Source organism: Ruegeria sp. AG7 (genome assembly GCF_056541545.1).
This window is the reverse complement of the sequence record NZ_JBQFYP010000010.1, coordinates 78,554-102,395: the sequence shown is the minus strand read 5'-3', so window position 1 is coordinate 102,395 and position 23,842 is coordinate 78,554. Positions and strand designations below refer to the sequence as shown.

The following is a 23,842-nucleotide window of genomic DNA, read 5'->3' as shown; positions in this document are numbered from 1 at the left end:
GCCACGGGAAGAATTGCAATCAACGCCTGAGCGCAAGCCGCGCTGCCAGCCAGCATACGAACATCACAGCCAAATCCACCATCAGCCAGGGACGAAGCTGTTCGGCGTCAGATGCATCGAACGGAAGCGAGAAAAGCGCCAGCCCACTCAAGTTATCTGGCAAAGAAATGAACAATAATGCGATGATGTTATTGAAGAAATGCAAGGCGATAGCTGGCCCCAATGTGCCTGAGCGCGCTGTGAGATCGGATGCAAACAACCCAAATATTAATGCCCAAAGCACAAACAGAATTGCATTTTCTCCTGCCAGTTCCGGTGTGTAGTGGCCGGCGGCAAACAAAACAGACGGAACCCCCATCCAAATGACGGGCGATTGAAACCTGGCTGCAAGAGCTTGCTGAATGTACCCTCGAAACAGAACTTCTTCGGCGCTGGTCTGAATCAGGACAACCAACATCGAGACCGGAAGCAACAAGAGCCAAGTTGAAAATGGCAGATTCTTTGACAGAGATTCCCCCAAGCCGTAGGGCGGCAGCAAGACACCGACGGCGCCCAAGATAAGCAGGGCTTTCAGCACTTTCAGAAATTGGGCCGCAACCAGACCCCGTTGGCCAAAAATTGATCGCAAAGATCGGTGCTGAAGCTGACGCGCGGCCACTGCCACGCCAAGAATGATGAACCCGAAACTGGCCAGCATCAGAAGCAGCGCCAAAGGTGTGTTGCCTTGTAAAAGTTCCTGAGACCACTTCGCTGGGCCCAACCCCGCGATCACGGTAAAAAACACCAGGTTCAAAACGCTGACCAGCGCGGCGATCAATGCCAGCCCCAGCAAAAGACGCCAGAGTTCGGGTCTGGCGCGGGCTGTTTCGACCAAACGCGCATGAGCCGAATACGCTCTAGGCATTCTTACCAATACCTTCCTGCGCCGTTTCATCTGTCACGGGCGGAAACATGTCTTCGGCGTTCTGGGCCACGCTGATCCTGTTCGAGAGCGTCGTCAGATACCCTGCAACCGTCTGCAGCAACTGCATAGCGACCGAAGCATCGCTTTCAACAACGGCACGCAGCTCTTCTGCGCCGATACGCAAGAAGCTGCTATCTTCCGTCGCGACCAGATCCAGCTGCCGTGGTTCCCCGGTAATGATGGACAGGTCGCCGATGAGCCGTCCGGGTTCAATGATCGAGATTGTCCGTTTCGTTCCATCCTCGTTGGACCAATCCAGTTTGGCCTGTCCTGAAATGCACAAATAGGCCGCATCCGGCGCCTGACCGCGGGAAAAGATGACTTGTCCGGCGCTGGCCTCGTACCATTGCGCCGAAAACGCCAGCAGCCGCTGGTTTCTGCCATCCAAGCCAGAAAACAGCTGCGTTGCTGACAGGATCTCGAGTTTCCGGCTCAGATCGTCCGAAGTGCTGTCCTCATGCGCTGGCCTGCTCCGCGAGACGCCGTCGATCCGTCCATCCTTTATTTCTACAAACAAGTCATAGGCTTCGGGGTGCGCAAAATGATCCTCCATGAAAATCATGATGGAATCGGGCAGCAACTCCCGCAGTTTCAGGCGCGTGCGCAACCGGCTTTCCGAGTCGTGGCTGGCCAACGCCTTGTCCAGGATCAGAATGTCGGGGCGTTTGATGCCTGCGCGCGAAAAAGCGGCACGCTCCTGAAACACGGTTGGAAGGTTGTTGCCGCCCAGCCCGGACGGAAGGTCATAAATAATGGCCGCTGCTCGACGGCGCAGACCGGCTTCGTTCATGGCCTCTGCAACGATGTCTTCGATATCTTCGGCATGGGCACCTGCCATCAAAGATATCCGGCCATAGATCGCGTTTTCCATCACGGTCAGGCGCGGCACATAGATGTCAGGCGCCACAGACATGAACAAACCGTCCATTGCACCACGCAACCGTTCAGCCTGGGTCTTGCGGATAGCAAGGATTTTTTCCTTGTATTCCTCTGGGAAATCAGGACCGATCTGTTCTGCGGTCAGAAGGAAAGGCACTGTCAGTAGCAAGGCGCGCTCCTGATCGCTCAGCGCAGCATTCCCTTTGGCTTTGCGCCGGTCCTGGATGTCAAGCAGCCGATGATACATGTCCTTGGACATGCCAAGCCGCAGAAACAGGGGATGGTCAGCCCCATCCCGCCCAAATGTCTTGCCAAGAGTATCCATGACGGCATTCGATATGCTGATCGCGTCATCTGCAAGATCATGGGTGCTGAGCAATTGTACAAACCGCGCGTCGCCAGCCAGAATGTCTGGAGAGATGTCGCGCGACGGTGCCGCGAACAACAGGTTTCCCCCAAGCGGGACAGCCGGGTTGAACTGGTTGGGATCGAACCGATAAACATACCGATCCAGTCCTTTTGCCTTCAGCCGTTCAGCGATGGAGTCTCTCAGCCTGACTATTTCCTGTGCCAGTATCGGGTGTATCTCTGGATCAAACTGGGTGCGCAGAGTGCGCCGGAACATGAACTCGTCAATCCCCATGGCTTCCACCAGTTGGAACCACCAATCACGTATTCCATCAATATCGTCCAGACCGGCCAGTCCCGGATCGATCCACTCATCTTCCAGCGAGTCTGGTGGGTTACCGGCCCGAACAGACTCGATCTGACGACGGGACGGGGTTCTTATGGCATCTGCCTCGTGCTGTGGATGGGTGCGCAATGACATCATGAGGTTATCGCCCAAAGTCCCGTCAAACAGATACGGGCGAGAATAGGCATAACCGATCCGGGCCGCGATAACTGATTGGTGCAATTCGTCCAGCCTGTGGCCAGCTATGATCACATCGCCCTGAACAGGCAGAACCTCGCGGGTCAGTAACTGGCCCAATGCACTGCGTTCCGATGCATGGGTGGATTGAATCGCCACACGCGCGCCACGTGGGATAGTCAGATCAATATCCTCTAGAATGGTTTTGCCATCGCCATCGCGTACGGTCACATTGCGCAATTCGATATCACCGGTCAGATGCGGAATGGTTTCCGGCTCACCGATGAACAGCTCTTCGGGAATCATGTTGTCCGGGGCAAATCTTTCAGTAACCACTTCCCATCGCAGGGACATATCCTGTACCTGGTTGTAGTAGGTCAGAAGGTCTTTCCAGGGCCCGCTAAGGTCTTTGTACGCACCCAACGCGGCAACCAATGCACCTACTGTCACCTCGCCCGTGATCGCCAGGTATCCGCCCACCGAATAAAACAAAAAAGGCGTCATCTGAGTGATCAGATTGTTCAGGAACTTCATAAAGAATTTCTTTTTGTAGATCTTGAACCGGATCTCGAACAAGGTTCCCAGCCTGTGGCTGAACTGTGCCAGACGATACCGCCAGCCGCCATTCGTGCGCAGGTCGCTGATGCCCGCCGCGCTTTCCCCGATTTCCGAGCTCAGGCGCCGAACCTCCTGAATACGGTCCTTGTTCAGCAAATTGATCTGGCGTTGCAACTTGGGGATCAACCAGGCCTGAAGCGGGATCAGCGCGATGCTTGCCAGACCGAACCAGAGGCTTTGCATGAACAGAAAGGTGACGATTGTCATCATTTGGCCGAACTGAAACACCGGTTGCGCAATCGCATCCCCCATCAAGCCGCCCATCGGCTCGGCCTCGGATGTGATCATCGAGACCAGCTCTCCTTGGCTGGTGGTCGCGAAATAGGACTTTGGGAACCGCATCGAGCGTTGAATCAGGGTATAGCGAAGACGGCGCAGCATACGTTCGGACAAGATGCCTTTCATCGTATTGATGCGCATCTTCATCAAACCACTGGCGATCACAGTGGCCAGAAATAGAAAGCACAGCATCATCAGATACTGAACTTGAGACACTGTGATGCCCCAGACTGTCACCGTGTCGCCCGGCGCACCAATAGCGTCATTGATGATTTGTTTCGGCAGCTCCAGCGACGCATATAGAAAAGGGAAGGACAGGACCGTTAGCAGCAACAGGACAAGTTGCTGTTTTTTCGAATACTTCCAAATAAAAGAAAATAATGTGGGCTCCATAGCCTGGCCTTATCGATAGCTGAACTGATGTTTGGCTTTTCTGGGGTAACCCATTTTTAGGAAACAGACGGTAAGCACTGACCTGACGTATTGCAAGAATTGACGGCATCAGCCCCCCAATCCGGCACCTATCTTTTTTACGCTTACCCACCAACCTGAAAACGTAGCGCTCAAGTAGTGTTTTTGTGATTGCGGGTTTATTCCTACTCATTTCTTTGACTAAAGAAGGACATTATCGGACGAAGAGACCATGCGCAGGATTCTGGATCGCTATATTCATCGCCGGACGCTCGGCCGCTGGAGCCGGGCTGTGCGGCAGGCGCCAGATTCGGCGCAAGCCGAGTTGCGATTGAAACGCGATCAGGCACGCAGTCTGCGTGGGCAACTGGATCGCCTGATCCAACTGGCGGATGCGCGCCTGCTCCGTCCGAAAATAGGATCAACTCAGTTTCACCGGCCTGTCGGCACCGACTGGAGCTGGCGGCCCGGACTTTGGCGCGCGCCGTTGTTGCAATCCGGCATGGCCTCTGTTCCCCGTAAAACGGTTATGGACGATCAGGTCAGCTTGTTTCACGACTGCCCATTGACCGAAATCGTCGTGCGGCAAATCCGCAACCGGGGAGCAAGTGATCTGGCTCCGTTCAGTCTGGAGGTCGAGGTCTTTGGTTTCGAGGGGTCGTTCCTGTCGGTTTCGATCGACTTGCCGCGTGAGGCCGCCCGCGACCTGACACGCGAGCATCTGATCCGGTTGGAAACCCTGATTGACTGCGAAAAACCATCGGGTGTGTTCGCACGTCTCAATGTTCAGCACGGACCCAACATGGAGCAGGTTTTGCGGCAACTGAACCCTTCTGACGCCGTGAACGCAGTTGAGTTTGACTTGGCTCACCTGCCCCTGAATGAACGCAGGATCGAAAAGATCTGGCTGGATCTAATTTTTGAAAAACCGGAAATGAACCGTATGAGTGTACGAGACCTTACGTTTTGCCGTTTCCATCGCGCCGACTTGTGAGACGATCAAAGATGACACAAACATCCCTGACCTTCATTCGGTTCGAAAACGGTATTTGGCACGGTCATGTTGAGGCCGAGCGGCAACCGGGATTGGAGGTTCGATATCTGGGGAAAGCACTGGAGGGAGTTGAGCTTTCGCCCGCAGACAACGGATGGGACCTGAATGTTCCGGTACCCGTGACAGCCCTGTCCGAAGGCGTGCACAGCTTCGTCATAGTCGACGCAGACGGCGTTGAGAAACTTGGGAGTTTCTCCATTATTGCAGGTGAACCAGCCGCCGATGATCTCAGGGCTGAAGTGGATCTTTTGCGCGCGGAGCTGGATATGCTGAAACGCGCTTTCCGACGGGTAAGCCGAGGAGACGGCTGAAACGCTTGCGAAGTCCGATGATCCATTCAGTTATGTGCACTAAGCGCGGTGCCTGCGTATTGCGCTGCTGGATGATGAAATAATATCCCGCGAGCCAGAAAGAAAAGGGCCGCGTTGTACGCGGCCCATTGGTTTGGTTATTGGGACGGCCCGTGCGGGGTGAACGCTGACAAGCCTTTAAGGATGTCTATGGCATATGCTAGTTGATAATCCTCTTTCCGCAGCTCCGCCGTGGCTTCGGCCCTAGCGCGATCTTCCTCAATCTGGCGAACTTCATCCTCGCTCAGGCTGTCATTGTTCAGGCTGCCGCGCAGGTCAGCTTCGGACCGGGTCCGCACATTACTCTCATCCTCTTCTTGTGCAGGTGCCGGGCGAGGCTGCTCAACAATGATGTCTGGACTGACGCCAAGGGCCTGGATCGAGCGTCCTGATGGCGTGTAATAGCGCGATGTGGTAAGGCGCATGGCACCGTCACCGCGCAGTGGCATGACCGTCTGCACGGATCCTTTACCAAAGCTCTTGGTGCCAACGACGATAGCGCGGCGATGATCCTGCAACGCACCGGCCACAATCTCGGACGCCGAGGCCGAGCCGCCATTGATCAGCACCACAATCGGCTTGCCTTCGGCCAGATCCCCGGGGGTTGCATTGAACCGCTCACCTTCGTTCGGATCGCGGCCGCGCGTAGAAACGATTTCGCCTTCGTTCAGGAACGCGTCCGACACTTTGATCGCCTGAGTCAACAGGCCGCCTGGGTTGTTGCGCAGGTCCAGAACAAAGCCGTTCACCTTGTCGATGCCACCTGCTTCGGCAATCTGCTCCTGCAAGCCTTCTTTCAGGTTCGGGAAGGTCTGGTCGTTGAACGTGGTTACACGCAGCACGACACTGGTGCCTTCGGTCCGTGCGCGCACAGCGGTCAACTTGATTGTGTCACGGATAATAGTGACGTCGAAGGGATCAGGTTCACCCTCACGTACGACGGTGATGATAATTTCGGACCCGACCGGGCCGCGCATCAGGTCAACCGCTTTGTCCAGCGTCAGGCCCAGAATGCTTTCACCGTCCACATGGGTAATGAAATCCCCGGCTTCGATTCCGGCTGCGTCGGCGGGGGTATCGTCAATGGGTGAGACGACTTTTACAAAGCCTTCTTCCTGCGTGACTTCGATACCCAACCCACCAAACTCGCCCCGGGTCTGCACGCGCATTTGTTCGGCATCGTCAGGAGAAAGATAACTCGAATGCGGATCAAGTGATGTCAACATGCCGTCAATCGCCGCCTCGATCAGTTCTTCGGGCTCAACCTCTTCGACATACTGTGCACGGATACGTTCAAAAATGTCGCCGAACAAATCCAGCTGTTCATAGACGCTTGCCTTGTTCTCGGCCTCCTGCGCCAGCAGGGGTCCTGCGATCTGAGTTGTTGCAAGAATACCTGCCACAGTTCCAGCCAGACCGGCCACCACAAATTTCTTCATACGCGTTTATCCATCCTTGTCGGTCCGAAACCACGATTCCGGGTCCACGGGGCGATTATCTTCTCTTACCTCTATATAGAGCGTTTCTGAGCGGTCAGTTCCAGTGCCATCACTGCTTGTTGACAAAATTGCGCCGATTTCCGGCATTTCACCGGGCATCAGGCCAACCGGTGTGCCCTCCGGGATCACCTGACCTGGCTGGCCATAGACCTCCTGCAAACCGGAAAATACGAACAAAAGACCCGATTGAGGCTCAAGGATGATTAGGTTCCCCAGGTCCAGCAGCGGCCCGCGATAGCGAATTGTCGCCGCGGTGGGCGAGGTGACCAAGGCGCGCGGGCGTGTACCCACAATCAGGCCGGGGCGCGTGACACCGGCGGCGTCCGTTTCACCGGCCTTGTGCAGCAAGATTCCCTGTACCGGCATTGATATCCGGCCTTTCCTGTCCAAGACACTGGCATTGCTGTCGAGGATCTCTCCCTCCGAGATCTCGGACAGACCACTTGCAAAGCCATCCAGTGTTTCGGTCGACGAGATCAAAATGGCCGTACGCACCGGGTCTTCCACGAAACGGCGGGGCAAATCCGTGCGGTCGGCGATTGCCTCGCTCAGACGGGTACGGGCCTCCTGAACGCCCGTTAGACCCTCTGTCAAAGTTTCCGAGGCCTTTTTCTGCAAGACACGCAATGTCTGCACTTCATTCAGGTCCTGCGCCAGTTCCTGCGCGCTGGCGTTCAGGCCAGGGGTGACCTCGGACAGTATAATACCTGCACGGGCCGCCCCCAACGGGCCGGACGGATGTAACATCAAGACGGGTGGTTCGGTCGTTTCAATGGTTTGCAGAACACCAAGCAATCGCCGGATTTCCTTTTCGCGCGCCCTCAATTCGGCACTCAATTGCGCCTCGCGGGTTGCCGCTTGGCGCAATCCCACCCGCATCGCGCCCAACCCGGCCTCATAGGCATGGATCGTCTCCGTAAGAGCATGGACCCGGTCCCGGGCGCTTTCGGCCTCGGATAACGCGATGGACGCCTGTTCGAGCATCTGCGCTGCGTCCAAAGCGGCCTTGGAGGCGTCTGGCTGGGCCAGTGCCGGCAAGGCTAAAAACAGACACACTGCCAGAGCAGCCATTTTCATGACAGCAGGCTTTCCCCGGTCATTTCCGGCGGTTTCGGCAATCCCATCAGCTCAAGCAGGGTCGGGGCAAGATCGGACAAACGTCCTTGGCGCAATTTCGCACCTTCAGGCCCGCCAAACAGCGCCACGGGAACAGGATTGAGCGTATGGGCCGTGTGCGGGCCGCCGGTCACAGGATCGACCATGACTTCGCAATTACCGTGATCGGCCGTGATAATCATCGCTCCCTTGACCTTTTCAAGAGCCGCAATGACTTGCGCCAACCCCTGATCGACGGCTTCACACGCTTTGATCGCAGCATTCAAATCACCTGTATGACCAACCATATCGGGATTGGCATAATTTGTAACAATCAAGTCATACCCTCCTTCGATGGCTTCGATAAATTTCGCCGTAACCTCTGCGGCCGACATTTCGGGCTGTAGATCGTAGGTCGCCACTTTCGGCGAGCTCGGCATAAAGCGATCCTCGCCTAGTTCGGGCGTCTCCTTACCGCCATTCAGAAAGAACGTAACATGCGGGTACTTCTCGGTTTCAGCCAGTCTAAACTGCCGAAGCCCTTGCTTGGCGACCCATTCGCCCAGCGTATTCACAATCGAGCGCTTTGGAAAAACCGTGGTCATGTAAGCATTATGTCCATCGGAGTATTCGACCATGCCCAGCAGAGCTGAAAGCTTCGGGCGCGGTCCTGTCGCAAACTCGGAAAATCCTGGCTCTCCGATGGCGCGCAGAATTTCACGGGCACGGTCGGCGCGAAAGTTCAGGCAAAAGAAACCATCGCCATCGTTAATACCGTCATACCCCGTTAATACGGTTGGTGTGACGAACTCGTCAGATTCGGACTGGTTATAGGCGTGATCAACCGCGCCATGGGCACTGCTGGCCATTCGGCCCTGCCGGTTGACCATTGCACTATATGCTTCACTGACACGCTCCCAGCGATTGTCGCGATCCATGGCAAAGTACCGCCCGCTTACGGTGACGATGCGTGCGTTGTCGGGCAAGCGTTCTTCCAACTCAGCGATGTAAGTCAGAGCTGACCTTGGCGCGACATCACGCCCGTCCGTCACTGCGTGTAGTGCAACCGGGACACCGGCATCCGTTATGGCAGTGGTTGCGGCAACGATATGGTTCAGATGACCATGCACCCCACCATCCGAGATCAACCCCATCAGATGCGCAGTGCCGCCAGCGGATTTGACGCTGGCGATGAAAGCTTGCAGCGCTTCGTTTTCGAAGAAAGTCCGGTCTTCAATGGAAAGATCAATCTGGCCCAGATCCATGGCGACCACACGCCCTGCACCGATATTGGTGTGCCCGACCTCTGAATTTCCCATCTGTCCGCTTGGCAGACCCACATCGGGGCCGTGGGTGATCAGGGTTGAATGCGGACACTCAGACAGGATCGCGTCAAACGTCGGCGTGTTTGCCAGATAGGGTGCGTTGGCTTTTGTGTCCTCGGACAGGCCCCAACCATCAAGAATGCACAGGACAACAGGTTTGGGGGTGGCCATTGATGTACTCCGTTTTCTGCTCTTGGGTCACCTTCTATCCTTTGGACTTCAACGGGTGAACCACCTTTGCAATGATGAACAATTTTAACCGACACAGAGTGTGTTAGTCTTTTAGATAGCACCGGAATGGGCGCGCCTTGCGATTGCGGTATTTGACGGTCAGGTCCAACGGCGCATCGTTTTCATCATAAACGCCCAGAACAACACCCCTGCCCCGACTTTTGGTTCGCATTTCAATCAATTGCTGCTCGGACCGGGTTGTGCGCTGTGACGCCCGCCGCGTCCAGGCGAACAGGTGCTCGTACATTTCAGCGATTACACCGGCATGTTCCGCGCTGTCACCCAGATCGTTCAACTCATCAGGGTCGTTTTCCAGATCGAACAGGATTGGCCGGTACCCACCTTCACAATGGATCAGTTTCCATTTCTTGCTTGCGGCCATGAACATCACCGCATCGCGGACCGACACGTCCAAAACATTTGCGATTGGTGAAGCCGAGTAGTCATATTCGCAGATCACCACATCGCGTGGCAATGCGTCCTTCTCCCCATAGAGAATAGGCAACAGGGAGTGACCTACCAGAATATGCGTCGCCACTTCCCCACCAGCCGCATCGACAAAGGTCGGTGCAAGGTCGATGGATTCCACAAGCGCATCGCTGACGGTACCGCGTGTCGCGTCCGCCTCGGGCGACGGGTCATAGATGATCAACGGCACCCTGGTGGAGGCGTTGTGGAAGAAGGTCTTTTCCCCCATCCAGTGATCGCCCAGAAAATCACCATGGTCTGATGTCAACACGATCATCGTGTTTTCCATCCGCCCGGTTCTCTCCATCCAGTCCAACAGGCGGCCCATCTGGTCATCTGCTTGCTTGATCAGCCCCATATAGGCTGGGATAACCGCCTCACGCACGTCCTGCCGCGAAAAGGTCTGGCCGATCTTTGTGTCCATGAAGGCTTTAAGCACGGGATGCGCATTCTGACGTTCCGCCTCGGATCGCACCACAGGCAGCACATGTTCCGGTCCATACATCGAGGCGTATGGGTCCGGTACGATGTACGGCCAATGCGGCTTGATAAAACTCAGATGACAGCACCACGGGCCATCATGCGTTTCCATGAACTCTATCCCGCGACCGGTCAGATAGGGCGTTTCGCTGTCTTCCTCGGCAATATTAGCGGCTTCGGGTGAATTCTTCAGAAACCAGCCTGACAGAACGTTGCCATTCGCATCCAGCCCGGAATTGGCAAAGTCATGCCAGGGATTGTCGCTCTCATACCCTTTGGCCTTTAGGAATTTGTTGTATTCCTTTGCCCCTTCCGGGTCATAATACCCATCCGGACCTTCGGGCAGCATACCGTCATCCCGTTCGTACACGTCGAACCCACATTCGGCGACGCGGGCCCCGATCAGGCTGTCAGGCTCCAAGCCCAACCTCGCCATCCCTTCGGCATCTGCACGCATATGAGTTTTGCCAACCAGCCAGCAATCCATCCCCGCCTTACGCAGGTGATCGCCCATTGTAATCTCACCGACTTTCAACGGAATTCCGTTCCACGACGCCCCGTGAGAATGCACATAGCGCCCGGTATAAGTGGACATGCGGGAGCTGCCGCAGATCGGTGATTGGATATAGGCGCGGTTGAAGCGCACGCCTTTGGCTGCCAGACGATCGATATTTGGGGTATGCAGATGCGGATGGCCGTAACAGCTCAGATAATCCCATCGCAGCTGGTCGAACATGATGAACAGGATGTTTCTTGCCTTGGCCAAGTTGACGCCCTTCCCCACAAGTCACGAGGACCTAGTTAGCCATTTCTATCCGCAGAGCGAAGCAAAACCTGCGTCAGGCCTGGCGGTCCATTTGCTCCAGCATCTTCTTGGCACGTTTGCATTGCAGCTTGTCGCGCAGTGGGCTGTCGGGGTCGATGTCTTTTTGGCAAACAACGCATTTATCCGCGCCCGAGATCGCGTTTAGACCACCGCAGCTGCCTTTGATGGTCTTGCCCATCAGCATGACACCCAATGACATGCCCACCATGACGAGAGCGAGAAGAATGAAGGCCAGAATAAAGGTACTCATCTCAGCTCCAACAGTCAGTTCGATCCCAGCGCGTCTTTGAACGCTGTGCTATGGGCAGTGATATAGGCATCTTCGCCGCCTGTCACATCCCGCGAGATGAAATACACTGCAAGTTTATGCTCCTCTGCCAGAGCTAGCCCTTTTTCCTGCCCCAAGGCCAGCATGGCTGTTGCCCAGGCATCGGCCATCATCGCGTTTTCGGCCAGCACGGTGACCGAAGTGGTGCGGTGCGTGATCGGACGGCCTGTTGTCGGATCGATGATATGCGAATATCGCACACCATCTTTTTCAAAGAAATTCCTGTAATCGCCCGAACTGGCCATGCCCCTGTCATCCAAAGAAATGATCAACTGGATGGTTTGCGAACCCGTTTCAGGTTTCTCGATACCAATGAGCCACGCTTCGCCCTTGTCATTCTTACCTTTGGCCACAAGATCGCCGCCAATTTCAACCAGATAGTTTTCGATGCCAGCGGCCTGCAAGGTTTCCGCAACAGCGTCAATTCCATAGCCTTTTGCAATCGCGGACAGGTTAATGCCTACACTGGCGTTTGACTTGGCAAGCGTACCAGCATCCGTATCGAGCGCTAGCAGGCGTTCTTGACCTACACCATTCAGCGCGGCGTTGATATCCGCATCTGATGGCACCGGGTCTTCGGGCTTGCGTGGGCCAAAACCCCAAAGTTCGATCAGAGGGCCGAGGGTTACGTCGAAAATGCCACCGGATTTCGAGTGCACTTCGTTCGCTGCCGAAAGAACCAGCGCGAGTTCGTTGGACACAGGCATCGGATCTGTGCTGGTCGATGCGGAAAAAACAGAAACTTCCGAGTTCGGATCCCAGTTGGACATCTTGGCATTCACTGCTGCCAACTTATCACTGACGGCCGCGGCCAGTGCGTCTTTGTCAAGGTCCTCGCCAATTGCGGTGATATTGTAGGTCGTGCCCATTGTCTCGCCGGACAGACGAACTTCTTCGGGTTCCTTGTCAAAAAGACAGCCTGAAAGAAGGGTGAAAAAGGCCAGTACGGGCAAAAGACGCATTGGGCGTTCTCCGGGACATTCTTTGCCCGGCATATGACAGCGGTCCCCGCCAGAGTCAAATTGGCATTACAGTTTCAATGGAAGGAAACCCAACAGCAGAAGACCAGTTCCAGCCGGAATTCCGAACAACCACGCGCGTTTCCGCCACCCGGGCTTCTGTTGCTTCCACGCCATACGAAAGTTGTGACCGCACACAACAGCCGCAAAGAAGATCAGCGCGGCAACCGGGGGCGTAAGATAGAGTTCATTCAAAGGCTTAAGCTCCCTCTGCTGACCTGCGTTTGGCCAACTCGTGCAATTGCACCCTATACAGGTCGTTTAGCTGCGCTAAAGTGAAAGGGAAAGACTTTGCAAGAACCATAAGGAGATTGCTCATGGCCCCAACTTCTTATCAGTCGCCGTCGCGCGGTGACAAGGCTGACAAGACAACCTACAGCCAATCAGCGGAATCAAACCTGTCGCATTCGCAGACGACCGTGGCCAAACTGCTTGAGGGTAAAGGGGATGCGGTGTTCTCGGTGCGACCTAATGATACCATCCATTCGGTAGTGAACACGCTCAAGGACAAGCGAATTGGTGCTGTTCTAGTGACCGATCAGAACGGGGCATTGAAAGGAATTTTGTCGGAACGCGACATCGTGAGGCGCATGGCCGATACGCCGGGACAGACCCTGCCACAGTCGGTCGAAGACCTGATGACCAGGGATGTAAAAGCCTGCATGCCCGAGGATACGCTGAATGACGTGCTGAAGACCATGACCGAGGGACGTTTCCGCCATATGCCGGTTCTGCGTGATGGCAATTTGTGCGGTGTCATCACTATCGGTGACGTAGTGCATTTCCGCCTGAGGGAATTGGAGTATGAAGCGCTTCGCATGAAGCAGATGATCGTAGGCTAGTTTCAACCGGTGGAAAGAAACCCGATGCTACCGCTGTCTAATTCAACGGCAGTTAATCTGCCCGAGGCAAAGGCACCGGTATCAATCGACACAACCCGGTTTTTAACCCGGGGTTGGTTTACAATTGTATGACCGTGTACAACCCATTGCGCGTCGCTGCGTGCAAGCCGTGGAAACATCGGATGACCCCATAGACAGATTTGGCGATCCTGGGATTGAATGGATTGCCGCGGATCAAGCGCCGCGTGGACAAAGGTGACGTTGCCGCTGGTCCAGGTCAGCGGCAGATTTGCAAGCCAGTCCAGCAAGCTGTCGCCCATCTTGTGCCGCAGACGCTCTGCCAGTTCAGGCAGATGCTTGCCACTGTGCAACTCGTCGGGACATACGAGGCCGAAAGATGCCAGAGTTTCCGCTCCACCGTTATGAAACCAAAGCCTGGCGTAGCGTTCCGGGTCGTTTACAAATTGCAGCAGCATCTCTTCGTGATTGCCAAGCAAGCATTGCACCCGCCCGTCTGACGCTTCACTCAGGTGATGCAAATGCCGCAGTACCTGCGCGCTGTATGCCCCCCGGTCGATGTAATCGCCCAGAAAAACCAGCGGGCTTTGATCGTCGAGTCGTGGCAAAACCGCCTGAAGCAGATCAAGACGACCGTGAATATCGCCGACAGCTGTCACTTTTTCTGCTGGTGCCACGTCGCATGGCATCGCATTGGAGCTTTCCCTCGCCGCGGATTGGAACCGCCGTCTGATCCAGTCTTTCATCATGGCATTTGATCCCTACCCGCCCCGCTCGGTGGTCGCAATCAACAACTGTTTGAATAGGCAAAGTGTTGACCACGAGCCTTAGATTGTCCGATATGCCCGCAGGATGTTCGCAAGCAGTTGATCTGATGATTGGATCAGCCTTCCAGCCAGCGATGAATTTGCAGTGAGTTCTGAGGGTTTTATGAAACGAGTATTGATTACAGGTTCTGCCGGGTTCATCGGATTCCATCTGGCCAAGTTGCTTTTGGCAGAAGGGTTTCAGGTACACGGCTACGACGGGATGACCGACTATTATGATGTGACCCTGAAACAGCGTCGACATCAGATACTGCTTCAAACCTCAGGATTTACGGCAACTGAAGACCGTTTGGAAAACTTTGATCGGCTTGTGCAGGTCGCTGAGGAGTTTCAGCCCGATGTCATCGTACATCTGGCCGCGCAGGCTGGCGTGCGGCACAGCCTTGAATATCCCCGCAGCTATATCGAGTCGAACGTTGTGGGCACGTTCAATGTGATGGAAATTGCGCGTCAGCATAAGGTGGAACATCTTTTGATGGCGTCGACCTCATCGATCTACGGTGCAAACGAAGACATGCCGTTCATCGAAACAGAAAAAGCCGACACCCAACTGACGATCTATTCCGCCACCAAAAAGGCGAATGAGGCGATGGGGCATTCCTATGCCCATCTGTGGGATTTGCCGACCACGATGTTTCGGTTTTTCACCGTTTACGGCACTTGGGGGCGCCCCGATCTGGCCTATTTCAAGTTCGTCGCTGCGATACTGGATGGCAGACCAATAGACATCTACAATCATGGCGATATGTATCGCGACTTCACGCATGTAGAAGACCTTGTGCGCGGGATCAGGTTGCTGATCGATGTTCCACCGGTTCGCCCGATCAGCCGCGCGGATATCGAAGACGGTGACAGCTTGTCGCCAGTTGCACCGTACCGCATCGTCAACATTGGCAACGGAGACAAGGTGCGTCTGATGGATTTCATAGAAGCCATCGAAGAGGCTGTTGGCCAGAAAGCGGTCAAAAACTTCATGCCAATGCAGATGGGCGATGTTCATGCCACCTGGGCTGACAATCGGCTGTTGCAGCAGCTGACGAATTATCGCCCGCAGACCGACTTGAAGGACGGCATTGCCCAATTCGTCGCCTGGTATCGGGACTATTACGGAAAATAGGTCGACCTGGTGCCGGAATGAAAAAACCGGCGCACTCAGCGCCGGTTTCATTATTTACCCGCCAAAATCGTCGAGCATGATATCTTCTCGATCCACGCCCAGATCCAGCAGCATGTTGATAACCGACTGGTTCATGATTGGCGGTCCACACATGTAGTATTCGCAATCCTCAGGTGCCGGGTGGTTCTTGAGGTATTCTTCGAACAGAACGTTGTGGATGAAGCCGGTATAGCCTTTCCATTCATCCTCGGGCTGGGCGTCTGACAGAGCGACGTGCCATTCGAAATTGTCGAACTCTTCCGCCAGCTGATCGAAGTCCTCGACAAAGAACATCTCTTTCTTGGATCGTGCGCCGTACCAAAAACTGATCTTGCGGTCACGGTTCTCAAGGCGTTTGAGCTGGTCAAAGATGTGGCTGCGCATCGGTGCCATGCCGGCGCCACCACCGATGAAGACCATTTCCTTCTTGGTTTCACGCGCGAAAAACTCGCCAAATGGACCCGAAATAGTAACTTTATCGCCCGGCTTCAGGTTGAAGATGTAGGACGACATCTGGCCCGGCGGAATTCCTTCTGAGCCCGGAGGCGGTGAAGCTACCCGGACGTTAAGCATGATCATGCCCTTTTCATCCGGATAGTTGGCCATCGAATAGGCGCGTTCGATCGGTTGTGTCACAACCGACTCATATTGCCACAGATTGAAGCGATCCCAATCCTCGCGGTATTCTTCCTGCACGTCGAAATCGGTGTATTTCAACTGATGAGCGGGCGCTTCGATCTGGATGTAGCCCCCGGCACGGAATTTCACGTCCTCTCCTTCGGGCAGGTCCAGAGTAAGGGCCTTAATAAAGGTCGCAACGTTGTCGTTCGAGCGAACGGTGCATTCCCATTTCTTGACGCCGAAGACCTCTTCTGGAACTTCGATTTCCATGTCCTGCTTGACCGCCACCTGACAGGACAGACGGTCGCCACAGGAGGCTTCGCGCTTTGTAATGTGACTTTCTTCGGTCGGCAGGATCGAACCGCCACCCGAATGCACTTTCACGCGGCACTGGGCACAGGTACCACCACCACCGCAGGCTGACGGAACAAACAGTTTTTCGGCCGCCAATGTTTGCAGCAGTTTGCCACCCGCCGGAACCGAGATAGTCTTTTCACCGTTGATGGTGATGTTGACGTTGCCGGTTGACACCAACTTTGACCGAGCAGCCATAATGATGGCCACCAGCGCCAGAACAATCAGGGTGAACAGGACAACGCCGAGCGAAAAGGTTTCCATTCTCTCGCCCCCCTTACAGTTTCACGCCTGAGAAGGACATAAAGGCCATCGCCATCAGCCCGGCGGTGATAAAGGTGATGCCCAGCCCCTGAAGCCCGTCCGGCACATCCGAGTATTTGAGCTTTTCGCGCACGCCCGCCATCGCGGTGATCGCCAACGCCCAACCGAAGCCGGATGAGATGCCATAGGTGGTCGCCTCGGCAAAGTTATAATCCCGTTCGACCATGAACAGCGAACCACCTAGAATGGCACAGTTCACAGTGATCAAAGGCAGGAAGATCCCCAGCGCGTTGTAGAGCGGCGGGAAATACTTATCGAGAATCATTTCGAGGATCTGAACCATCGCTGCGATCACGCCGATATAGGAAATCAGCCCGAGAAAGGTCAGATCCACATCCGGGAACCCGGCCCATGCCAATGCGCCCGGTTTCAGCAGGAAGGACAGCAACAGGTTGTTGGCGGGCACGGTGATGGCCTGCACCACCATGACCGATATTCCCAGGCCGATGGCAGTCGAAATCTTTTTCGACACGGCGATGAAGGTACACATGCCAAGGAAAAAGCTGAGCGCAAGGTTTTCGATAAAGACGGCCTTCACGGCCAGAGAGATAAGCCCTTCCATCAGTGCGCCTCTACCTGCTGGATTTTGTATTCACGTTCTTCGACCTGGTTCGGCTTCCACGTGCGGAAAGCCCAGATCAGCAGGCCGATCACGAAAAACGCCGAAGGTGGCAGCAGCAACAGGCCGTTGGGTACGTACCAACCGCCATTATTGACCGTTTGCAGGATTGTCACGCCAAACAGGCTGCCCGATCCAAACAACTCCCGGATAATGCCCACCAGCATCAGGATCAGGCCATAGCCCATGCCGTTGCCAAAACCGTCGATGAACGACGCTACCGGCGGGTTTTTCATGGCGAATGCCTCGGCTCGGCCCATAACGATACAGTTGGTGATAATCAGGCCGACAAACACCGACAGGGTCTTGGAAATCTGAAAGGCATAAGCCTTGAGGATCTGATCCACCAAAATCACTAGCGAGGCGATGATCACCATCTGCACGATGATTCGGATCGAACCGGGAATCTGATTGCGCAAAATCGAAATGAACATCGACGAAAACGCAGTCACAAAGGTCACCGCCAGCGCCATGACAAAGGCCACCTGCAACGACGAAGTCACCGCCAAAGCTGAACAGATGCCCAGCACCTGCAGGGTGATCGGGTTGTTGTCGACAAGGGGGTCGACCAACAGCTCTTTCTTGGTCTGCGACATCAGATCTCTCCTGCTTGCAGTTTGGCCAGGAACGGCGCGTAACCCGCATCGCCCATCCAGAATCTCACCAGGTTGTCGACACCGACAGTGGTCAGGGTCGCACCTGCCAGGGCGTCGATGTAATAGTCGGGCCCGGCCGCAGGCTGCGACTTGGCGACGGTGATCTGCAACACTCCCGCGTCGTCGCGCAGCTTCTTGCCGTTCCACAATGTCTTCCAGCGCGGGTTGTCCACCTCAGCACCCAAACCCGGTGTCTCACCATGCTGATAGAATTGCAGGCCGAAAATGTCGTTGCCGTTCTTTTCCAGCGCGATGAAGCCGTAGAGCGTAGACCACAACCCATAGCCATGCAGCGGCAGGATCACCTTGTCCAACGCTCCGCTGTCGTCGCGCAGCAGATAGATGACCCGATACTTTGCCTTGCGACCAATGCCTGCGGGATCGTCGTCAAGCGCGACGCTCAGGTCCGGATCGCCGGCAGCGGCCAAATCGTCAAAGGTGGCCGGCTCGAACTGATCGTCCACAAAATCGCCCGTTGCCAGGTCCAGCACATGCGGCTCGAATGCGGCAAATGCTTCGGTGACATTGACGCCGGGTTCATACACCCCCGCCACCTGCAGGATATTGACCTGCTTGTCCTTCAGCTTGTTGGCCTCCTGCACCGGGCGCAGGCTGACCGCGGCGGCCGACACGATCATCGAGGCAACGAGACAGACCGCAACAGCAATAAAGATCGTTTTGCCAACTGAATCTGGTGAGGCCGCCAGAAACCGGGCAATCGCGCCCTTGCGTTCAGGGGATTGCGTATCAGACATGGCGACGCGCCCTCCGTTTGATGTTGGCCTGAACGACAAAATAATCGATCAGCGGTGCAAAGACGTTGCCGAACAGTATGGCCAGCATCATACCTTCGGGAAAGGCTGGGTTGATCACACGTATTAACACAACCATGACACCAATCAGGGCGCCATAGACATAGCGACCGGCATTGGTGTGGCTGGCCGAGACCGGCTCGGTCACCATGAAAGCCAGACCAAAGGCGTAACCACCCAATACGACATGCCAGTACCAGGGCATAGCGAACATCGGGTTCGTCTCGGACCCGATCAGGTTCAGCAGCCAGGTGAACGCAATTGTGCCTGCCAGACATCCCACAATCAGCCGATAGTTGGCGATCTTGGTGATCAGCAGGAAGGCTAGACCGATGATGCAGGCCAGCGTCGAGGTTTCCCCTATACTGCCTTGGATGGTGCCATAAAACGCGCTCCACCAGGTGATACCGTCAGCGGCCAGCGCCTGATAGCCTTCGGCAGCCGACACAGCCAGAGCCGTCGCACCGGAAAACCCGTCGACCGGGGTCCACACGGCATCGCCCGACATCTGCGCGGGATAGGCAAAATACAAAAACGCCCGCCCCACCAAGGCAGGGTTGAGGAAGTTCTTACCAGTGCCACCGAAAACCTCTTTGCCGATCACGACACCAAAAATAATTCCCAGGGCAACCTGCCACAGAGGCGTAGTTGCTGGCATGATCAGGGCGTAAAGCATCGAAGTGACAAGAAAGCCTTCATTCACCTCATGCCCGCGGACCGTTGCGAAAATGACCTCGAAAATACCGCCTGCCACCAACGTGACGACATAGATCGGCAGGAAGTACATGAGCCCGTGCATGACATTGGCAAAGATGCTGTCCGGACTAAGCGAAATGCCAAAAACCTGAAGAATTGCAATTCGCCAGCCGGTTGCCGACTCTGGGCCAAGCGCGGCAATGGCCGAATTTGCCTGATAACCGGTGTTCCACATTCCCCACAGGATGCAAGGAATAGTGGCAATCACGACATATGTCATGATCCGCTTCATATCTACATAAGACCGCGCATGAGGAGCAACGGTGGTTACGGTTTTCGGAGTGTAGATGAAGCTTTCCACCATCTCGTAGATCGGAAAAAGCTTCTCGTACTTGCCGCCCTTGGTAAAGTTCGGCTCGATCCGGTCAAAGAAGTTACGCAATCCCATTCGGATCAGCCCTCCTTTTCAATCTTGTTCAGGCAGTCGCGCAGTGCCAGCCCGTATTCGTATTTCGCCGGACAGGCAAAGCCCACAAGGCCCAGATCCTCTTCGTCCAGTTCAAGCGCACCCAGTGCCTGAGCCGTATCCGTATCCATCACCAGCAAGGCCCGAAGCAATTGTGTGGGCAGGTAATCCTGCGGCATCAACTCTTCGAACACGCCTGTTGGCACCATTGCACGGCGGCCACCGTTCAGGTTGGACGTAAAAGCATAGAGTTTCCTGGAAAAGGACGAGCCCAATACAGGCTGGACGGAATACTTGGAAGGCATTGGTCGGATCCAGCCCATCGGAATCTGATCGTGATCCTCTCGGATGATACAGATTTGACGGGCAAACCTCCCCAGATATGCGGTTGGTCCGTCGGCATGTTTACCCGACAGGATCGAACCCGAGATAATGCGGGGCGTTCCGTCCACATTTACCTCATCCCGTGTCAAGTCGTCCGTGGAGGCGCCCATCACGGTGCGGATCAAGCGCGGCTGACGCGCACCGGGTCCGGTCAAGGCGATCACAACACTCGGGTCCAGATGCCCGGTCTGCATTAAGCGACCAATCGCGATGACGTCTTGATAACCGATGGTCCAGACCTGCTTTTCCCCTGCAATCGGTTCGAGGAAGTGAATATGGGTTCCTGCCAGGCCCGATGGATGTGGACCGGAAAACGCTGCGGCCTCGACACCAGCAACATCCGCGCCGGGGATCGTGTCGCCTTGTTTCTGGCAAAGATAGGTCTTGCCTTCGGCCAGCTTGCTGACCGCTGCCATTCCAGCGGCAAAGGCTTCGGGTGCCTCGGCAATGATCGTGGCGGCATCAGCCGCCAAAGGGTCACTGTCCATAGCTGTCACGAAAATCGCGTTCGGTTTGGCACCGGGTTCCGGCATTTTCGAATAAGGTCGCGTGCGGAATGAGGTCCACAGTCCAGCGGCGCACAGTTTTGCAGTCACGCCTTCGGCGCTATGCGCATCGCCCACGCTCGAAAAAACCAAGCCCGTGTCATTGGCGTCGGACACTTCGATGACGACGCTCTGCAACACCCTGCGGGCACCCCGGTTGATGGCAACAATCTTGCCAGTCACCGGTGCGACCATCATCGCGTCAGGCGCATCTTTGTGACAAAAGAGCGGTGTACCCCGCTCGACACTATCACCTTCCTGCACCAGCATCTTAGGTTTCAGGCCAATGTAATCCCCACCCAGAACGCCAACGGTCGAGTATTCCGGACCCGGATGAATGGTTTGGTCGGGAGCGCCTTCTACCGGCAGGTCCAACCCTTTTTTCAGTTTGAAAGTTTGCATGCCGCTACGTTCTTCCAAGCCTCTTTCCTGCGCCAGCCTTGCTGACACCCTTACGGGGTCATGCAATAACGCGGTTTTTTCAGGTGCCCATCGCAAAAGCGTCAGATTGGGTCCAAATTCCGCAGGCGTAATTCTGATCACGGACCCTTTACGCGCGGATGCCCGTAAACGCAAACCTGTTACCGCCAAAAGTTAAGTTCAAACCGCAAAATCTTGGAGTTTTTCCATTAAGCTGGCTAAAAAAACTGCCCAAAATTGCGTGTCGCGCTCGCTGAGCTTCCAGTGTAAGCAACCGGAATGGAAAAAGACACAGACTTCGAAATCTTTCTTGTAGCCACTCCGGGTCTTGAAGCCCCCCTCGGTGCCGAGGCGCAATCCAACGGATTCGCTCAGGTCAAAACGATGCCTGGGGGTGTCACCTGCCGTGGCTCATGGACCGAGGTCTGGCGCGCCAACCTGACCTTGCGCGGCGCAAATAAGGTCCTGGTGCGTCTGGGCAGTTTTCCAGCCGTGCATCTGGCCCAATTGGACAAACGCGCGCGCAAATTTCCGTGGGGCGAGTTCCTGCGGCCCAATGTTCCGGTCAAAGTCGAGGCCACCAGCCGCAAATCCAGAATTTATCACGCCGGTGCTGCGCGGCAGAGAATTGAGCATGCGATATCAGAAACTCTGGGTGTTCCGATATCTTCCGACGCCGAAATCAGGATCTTGCTGAGAATCGAAAAAGACATCTGCACCATATCGGTCGACAGTTCGGGAGAGCTTTTGCACAAGCGCGGCCACAAAGAGGCAATTGCCAAAGCGCCAATGCGCGAAACGATGGCAGCCATGTTTCTACGAGACTGCGGGTTTAGCGGCACTGAACCGGTGTTGGACCCGATGTGCGGCTCGGGTACTTTCGTGATCGAAGCCGCCGAGATTGCCCTAGGGCTGCACCCCGGTCGGACCCGCAGCTTTGCGTTCGAAAATCTGGCGGGCTTCGACCCTGACCGCTGGCAAGACATGCGCAGCGAGTCAAACGTCGCTGAATGTTCTCTTACATTCTGCGGCTCAGACCGCAACGCCGGAGCAATCGAAGCCGCGACAGCCAATGCAGAGAGAGCGCAGGTAAACGCCAATACTCGATTTCAACAGCTTTCCGTCAGTGACATCAAACCCCCTGCGGGACCCGCCGGGCTGGTCATTGTGAACCCTCCCTACGGGGCGCGAATTGGAGATGAAAAGCGTCTGCGCTCTGTCTACGGCGTCTTGGGTAAGTCTCTGATGACCCGGTTTCGCGGATGGCGTGTCGGGGTGGTCACCAGCGCCCCGGCCCTGGCTCGGGCGACCCGTCTGCCTTTTCTGGCACCCGGTCCGGTGGTAGACCACGGAGGCACCAAGATCCGTCTGTACAAAACGAATCCGCTGCCATGAGAGTCGCGTGGCCTGCTTAGCCCATCCGATACCGGTTCAAAGACGGAAGATTCAGAAGACCGCTTCTCAAAATCCTCTTGCGCATCGGAAAAGCCCCGTATAGATCACCCGCCACGGTCGGAGTGTAGCTCAGCCTGGTAGAGCACTGTCTTCGGGAGGCAGGGGCCGGAGGTTCGAATCCTCTCACTCCGACCAGTAAAACAAGGCGCCCGAGGGCGTCTTTTTTAGCAGATCGACCGCAACAATATCCGCAACGCTTCGTCTGCTGGATGTACTTGGCTCTGTCGCAATCTACATCCACAACATACGGCAGAAGCAACTCGTATCTTCCAGTCTTGATCCCTGCGATATTCTTAACCTCTTCTGGACATATTGACCGATAAGGAAAGCCCGATTCACCAGTGGAAAAGATGCACACCTTTGAGGGCGCCAGAGGTGCGCGATTGGATCGAAGGCAGGGAATCCAGCAGCGATTGAACATGGGGGCCAACTGGGGGCCAACTGGGGGCTAAAGCCTAATAGAATTTATAAATACTTATATTTTCAAAACTTTAGTTGATCAAAATGGTGCGGGTGGAGGGACTTGAACCCCCACGCCTTGCGGCGCCAGAACCTAAATCTGGTGCGTCTACCAATTTCGCCACACCCGCAACTCAGCGCCGCAGCGCTGGAATGAAGCGGTCAATAACAAAGCTTGCTTCCGAGCGCGAGAGGTAAAATACACGTATCGCCAAGTTTGTAGATCCTCTGATGAGATATTGAGCAACCACGGTACCTCATGAAAATGTATAGCCCTAAGAGACTTGTCAGTGGAAAACTGATGGGAACATCAGTGGCCGTGAAACCCGATTTCCTGAGGGACAAAGACCACGCAATTTTGGAAGAGCTGTTCATTCCTGCCGAAGTTTAGATTTCGGCCAAGTTAGCCTGCGAAATATCTCGTTTACGTTGACCAAAGGCCAAAAAGACAAGCTGACAGCCTGTTGCCAGATCACCAATAGCGAATATAG

20 protein-coding genes and 2 tRNA genes are annotated in these 23,842 nt (G+C 55.3%); 6 read left to right on the top strand and 16 right to left on the bottom strand.

Annotated elements, in window-relative coordinates:
- Positions 1 to 19 precede the first annotated feature (19 nt).
- Positions 20 to 904: a CPBP family intramembrane glutamic endopeptidase gene (locus tag ACR0BF_RS14190; protein WP_480625149.1), complete on the bottom strand. Its 885-nt coding sequence runs from the start codon at positions 902 to 904 to the stop codon at positions 20 to 22.
- Positions 897 to 4,004 (bottom strand): ABC transporter transmembrane domain-containing protein, encoded by a 3,108-nt coding sequence (locus ACR0BF_RS14185; protein WP_480625148.1) that lies wholly within the window; start codon positions 4,002 to 4,004, stop codon positions 897 to 899. The genes ACR0BF_RS14190 and ACR0BF_RS14185 overlap by 8 nt, the downstream gene beginning before the upstream one ends.
- A gap of 250 nt (positions 4,005 to 4,254) precedes the next feature.
- Here ACR0BF_RS14185 and ACR0BF_RS14180 point away from each other — a divergent pair, with 250 nt between their 5' ends.
- Both ACR0BF_RS14180 and ACR0BF_RS14175 read left to right on the top strand, forming a co-directional pair.
- Positions 4,255 to 5,016, top strand: coding sequence for a DUF6478 family protein (locus tag ACR0BF_RS14180; protein WP_480623182.1), 762 nt, complete (start codon positions 4,255 to 4,257; stop codon positions 5,014 to 5,016).
- 11 nt (positions 5,017 to 5,027) lie between these two features.
- Positions 5,028 to 5,387: a hypothetical protein gene (locus ACR0BF_RS14175; RefSeq protein ID WP_480623183.1), complete on the top strand. Its 360-nt coding sequence runs from the start codon at positions 5,028 to 5,030 to the stop codon at positions 5,385 to 5,387.
- Positions 5,388 to 5,524: 137 nt separating this feature from the next.
- Here ACR0BF_RS14175 and ACR0BF_RS14170 read toward each other — a convergent pair whose 3' ends face one another.
- The 6 genes from ACR0BF_RS14170 to ACR0BF_RS14145 all read right to left on the bottom strand — a co-directional run bounded on the left by ACR0BF_RS14170 (position 5,525) and on the right by ACR0BF_RS14145 (position 12,640).
- Positions 5,525 to 6,865 carry a S41 family peptidase gene (locus ACR0BF_RS14170; protein ID WP_480494176.1) on the bottom strand — a complete coding sequence of 447 codons (1,341 nt, stop codon included), beginning with the start codon at positions 6,863 to 6,865 and terminating at the stop codon, positions 5,525 to 5,527.
- A 6-nt stretch (positions 6,866 to 6,871) separates the two neighbouring features.
- Entirely contained in the window at positions 6,872 to 8,002 is a 1,131-nt protein-coding gene (locus ACR0BF_RS14165) for a murein hydrolase activator EnvC family protein (RefSeq protein ID WP_480554919.1), read from the bottom strand.
- Positions 7,999 to 9,516 carry a 2,3-bisphosphoglycerate-independent phosphoglycerate mutase gene (gene gpmI / locus ACR0BF_RS14160; protein WP_480625147.1) on the bottom strand — a complete coding sequence of 506 codons (1,518 nt, stop codon included), beginning with the start codon at positions 9,514 to 9,516 and terminating at the stop codon, positions 7,999 to 8,001. Before gpmI ends, ACR0BF_RS14165 begins: the two co-directional genes overlap by 4 nt.
- 103 nt (positions 9,517 to 9,619) lie before the next feature.
- Complete coding sequence (locus ACR0BF_RS14155) at positions 9,620 to 11,290, bottom strand: sulfatase-like hydrolase/transferase (RefSeq protein WP_480625146.1); 1,671 nt, start codon at positions 11,288 to 11,290, stop codon at positions 9,620 to 9,622.
- A gap of 73 nt (positions 11,291 to 11,363) precedes the next feature.
- Positions 11,364 to 11,600, bottom strand: a complete 237-nt coding sequence (gene nqrM, locus ACR0BF_RS14150; protein WP_267366293.1) for a (Na+)-NQR maturation NqrM — start codon at positions 11,598 to 11,600, stop codon at positions 11,364 to 11,366.
- A gap of 14 nt (positions 11,601 to 11,614) precedes the next feature.
- Positions 11,615 to 12,640: an FAD:protein FMN transferase gene (locus ACR0BF_RS14145; protein WP_480554915.1), complete on the bottom strand. Its 1,026-nt coding sequence runs from the start codon at positions 12,638 to 12,640 to the stop codon at positions 11,615 to 11,617.
- A 374-nt stretch (positions 12,641 to 13,014) separates the two neighbouring features.
- On the opposite strand from ACR0BF_RS14145, the gene ACR0BF_RS14140 reads away from it, so the two are divergent.
- A complete protein-coding gene (locus tag ACR0BF_RS14140) occupies positions 13,015 to 13,539 on the top strand; it encodes a CBS domain-containing protein (protein WP_480477180.1) in 525 nt (174 codons plus the stop codon).
- Between the two features lie 2 nt (positions 13,540 to 13,541).
- Here the strand turns inward: ACR0BF_RS14140 and ACR0BF_RS14135 are convergent, their stop codons facing one another.
- On the bottom strand, positions 13,542 to 14,306 hold the full coding sequence (locus ACR0BF_RS14135; RefSeq protein WP_480477178.1) for a metallophosphoesterase family protein: 765 nt from the start codon (positions 14,304 to 14,306) through the stop codon (positions 13,542 to 13,544).
- Positions 14,307 to 14,487: 181 nt separating this feature from the next.
- Here ACR0BF_RS14135 and ACR0BF_RS14130 point away from each other — a divergent pair, with 181 nt between their 5' ends.
- The gene (locus tag ACR0BF_RS14130; RefSeq protein WP_480519886.1) at positions 14,488 to 15,501 is read left to right on the top strand and encodes an NAD-dependent epimerase/dehydratase family protein; all 1,014 of its coding nucleotides are present in this window, start codon (positions 14,488 to 14,490) and stop codon (positions 15,499 to 15,501) included.
- A gap of 54 nt (positions 15,502 to 15,555) precedes the next feature.
- Here the strand turns inward: ACR0BF_RS14130 and nqrF are convergent, their stop codons facing one another.
- From nqrF to ACR0BF_RS14100, 6 genes are read right to left on the bottom strand one after another with little or no spacing between them, the layout of a single operon-like run.
- Positions 15,556 to 16,779: an NADH:ubiquinone reductase (Na(+)-transporting) subunit F gene (gene nqrF / locus ACR0BF_RS14125; protein ID WP_480477174.1), complete on the bottom strand. Its 1,224-nt coding sequence runs from the start codon at positions 16,777 to 16,779 to the stop codon at positions 15,556 to 15,558.
- 13 nt (positions 16,780 to 16,792) lie between these two features.
- Positions 16,793 to 17,401 carry an NADH:ubiquinone reductase (Na(+)-transporting) subunit E gene (gene nqrE, locus ACR0BF_RS14120; protein WP_209507136.1) on the bottom strand — a complete coding sequence of 203 codons (609 nt, stop codon included), beginning with the start codon at positions 17,399 to 17,401 and terminating at the stop codon, positions 16,793 to 16,795.
- Positions 17,401 to 18,054, bottom strand: coding sequence for an NADH:ubiquinone reductase (Na(+)-transporting) subunit D (locus ACR0BF_RS14115; protein ID WP_480477172.1), 654 nt, complete (start codon positions 18,052 to 18,054; stop codon positions 17,401 to 17,403). Before ACR0BF_RS14115 ends, nqrE begins: the two co-directional genes overlap by 1 nt.
- A complete protein-coding gene (locus ACR0BF_RS14110) occupies positions 18,054 to 18,869 on the bottom strand; it encodes a Na(+)-translocating NADH-quinone reductase subunit C (protein WP_480519882.1) in 816 nt (271 codons plus the stop codon). The genes ACR0BF_RS14115 and ACR0BF_RS14110 overlap by 1 nt, the downstream gene beginning before the upstream one ends.
- Complete coding sequence (locus ACR0BF_RS14105; RefSeq protein ID WP_480477168.1) at positions 18,862 to 20,070, bottom strand: NADH:ubiquinone reductase (Na(+)-transporting) subunit B; 1,209 nt, start codon at positions 20,068 to 20,070, stop codon at positions 18,862 to 18,864. Before ACR0BF_RS14105 ends, ACR0BF_RS14110 begins: the two co-directional genes overlap by 8 nt.
- Before the next feature lie 5 nt (positions 20,071 to 20,075).
- Positions 20,076 to 21,419 carry a Na(+)-translocating NADH-quinone reductase subunit A gene (locus ACR0BF_RS14100; RefSeq protein ID WP_480605687.1) on the bottom strand — a complete coding sequence of 448 codons (1,344 nt, stop codon included), beginning with the start codon at positions 21,417 to 21,419 and terminating at the stop codon, positions 20,076 to 20,078.
- A 297-nt stretch (positions 21,420 to 21,716) separates the two neighbouring features.
- On the opposite strand from ACR0BF_RS14100, the gene ACR0BF_RS14095 reads away from it, so the two are divergent.
- Both ACR0BF_RS14095 and ACR0BF_RS14090 read left to right on the top strand, forming a co-directional pair.
- Positions 21,717 to 22,832 carry a THUMP domain-containing class I SAM-dependent RNA methyltransferase gene (locus tag ACR0BF_RS14095; RefSeq protein WP_480519878.1) on the top strand — a complete coding sequence of 372 codons (1,116 nt, stop codon included), beginning with the start codon at positions 21,717 to 21,719 and terminating at the stop codon, positions 22,830 to 22,832.
- 118 nt (positions 22,833 to 22,950) lie between these two features.
- Positions 22,951 to 23,027, top strand: a tRNA-Pro gene (locus tag ACR0BF_RS14090).
- A 370-nt stretch (positions 23,028 to 23,397) separates the two neighbouring features.
- Here the strand turns inward: ACR0BF_RS14090 and ACR0BF_RS14085 are convergent.
- A tRNA-Leu gene (locus tag ACR0BF_RS14085) sits at positions 23,398 to 23,482 on the bottom strand.
- Between the last annotated feature and the right edge of the window lie 360 nt (positions 23,483 to 23,842).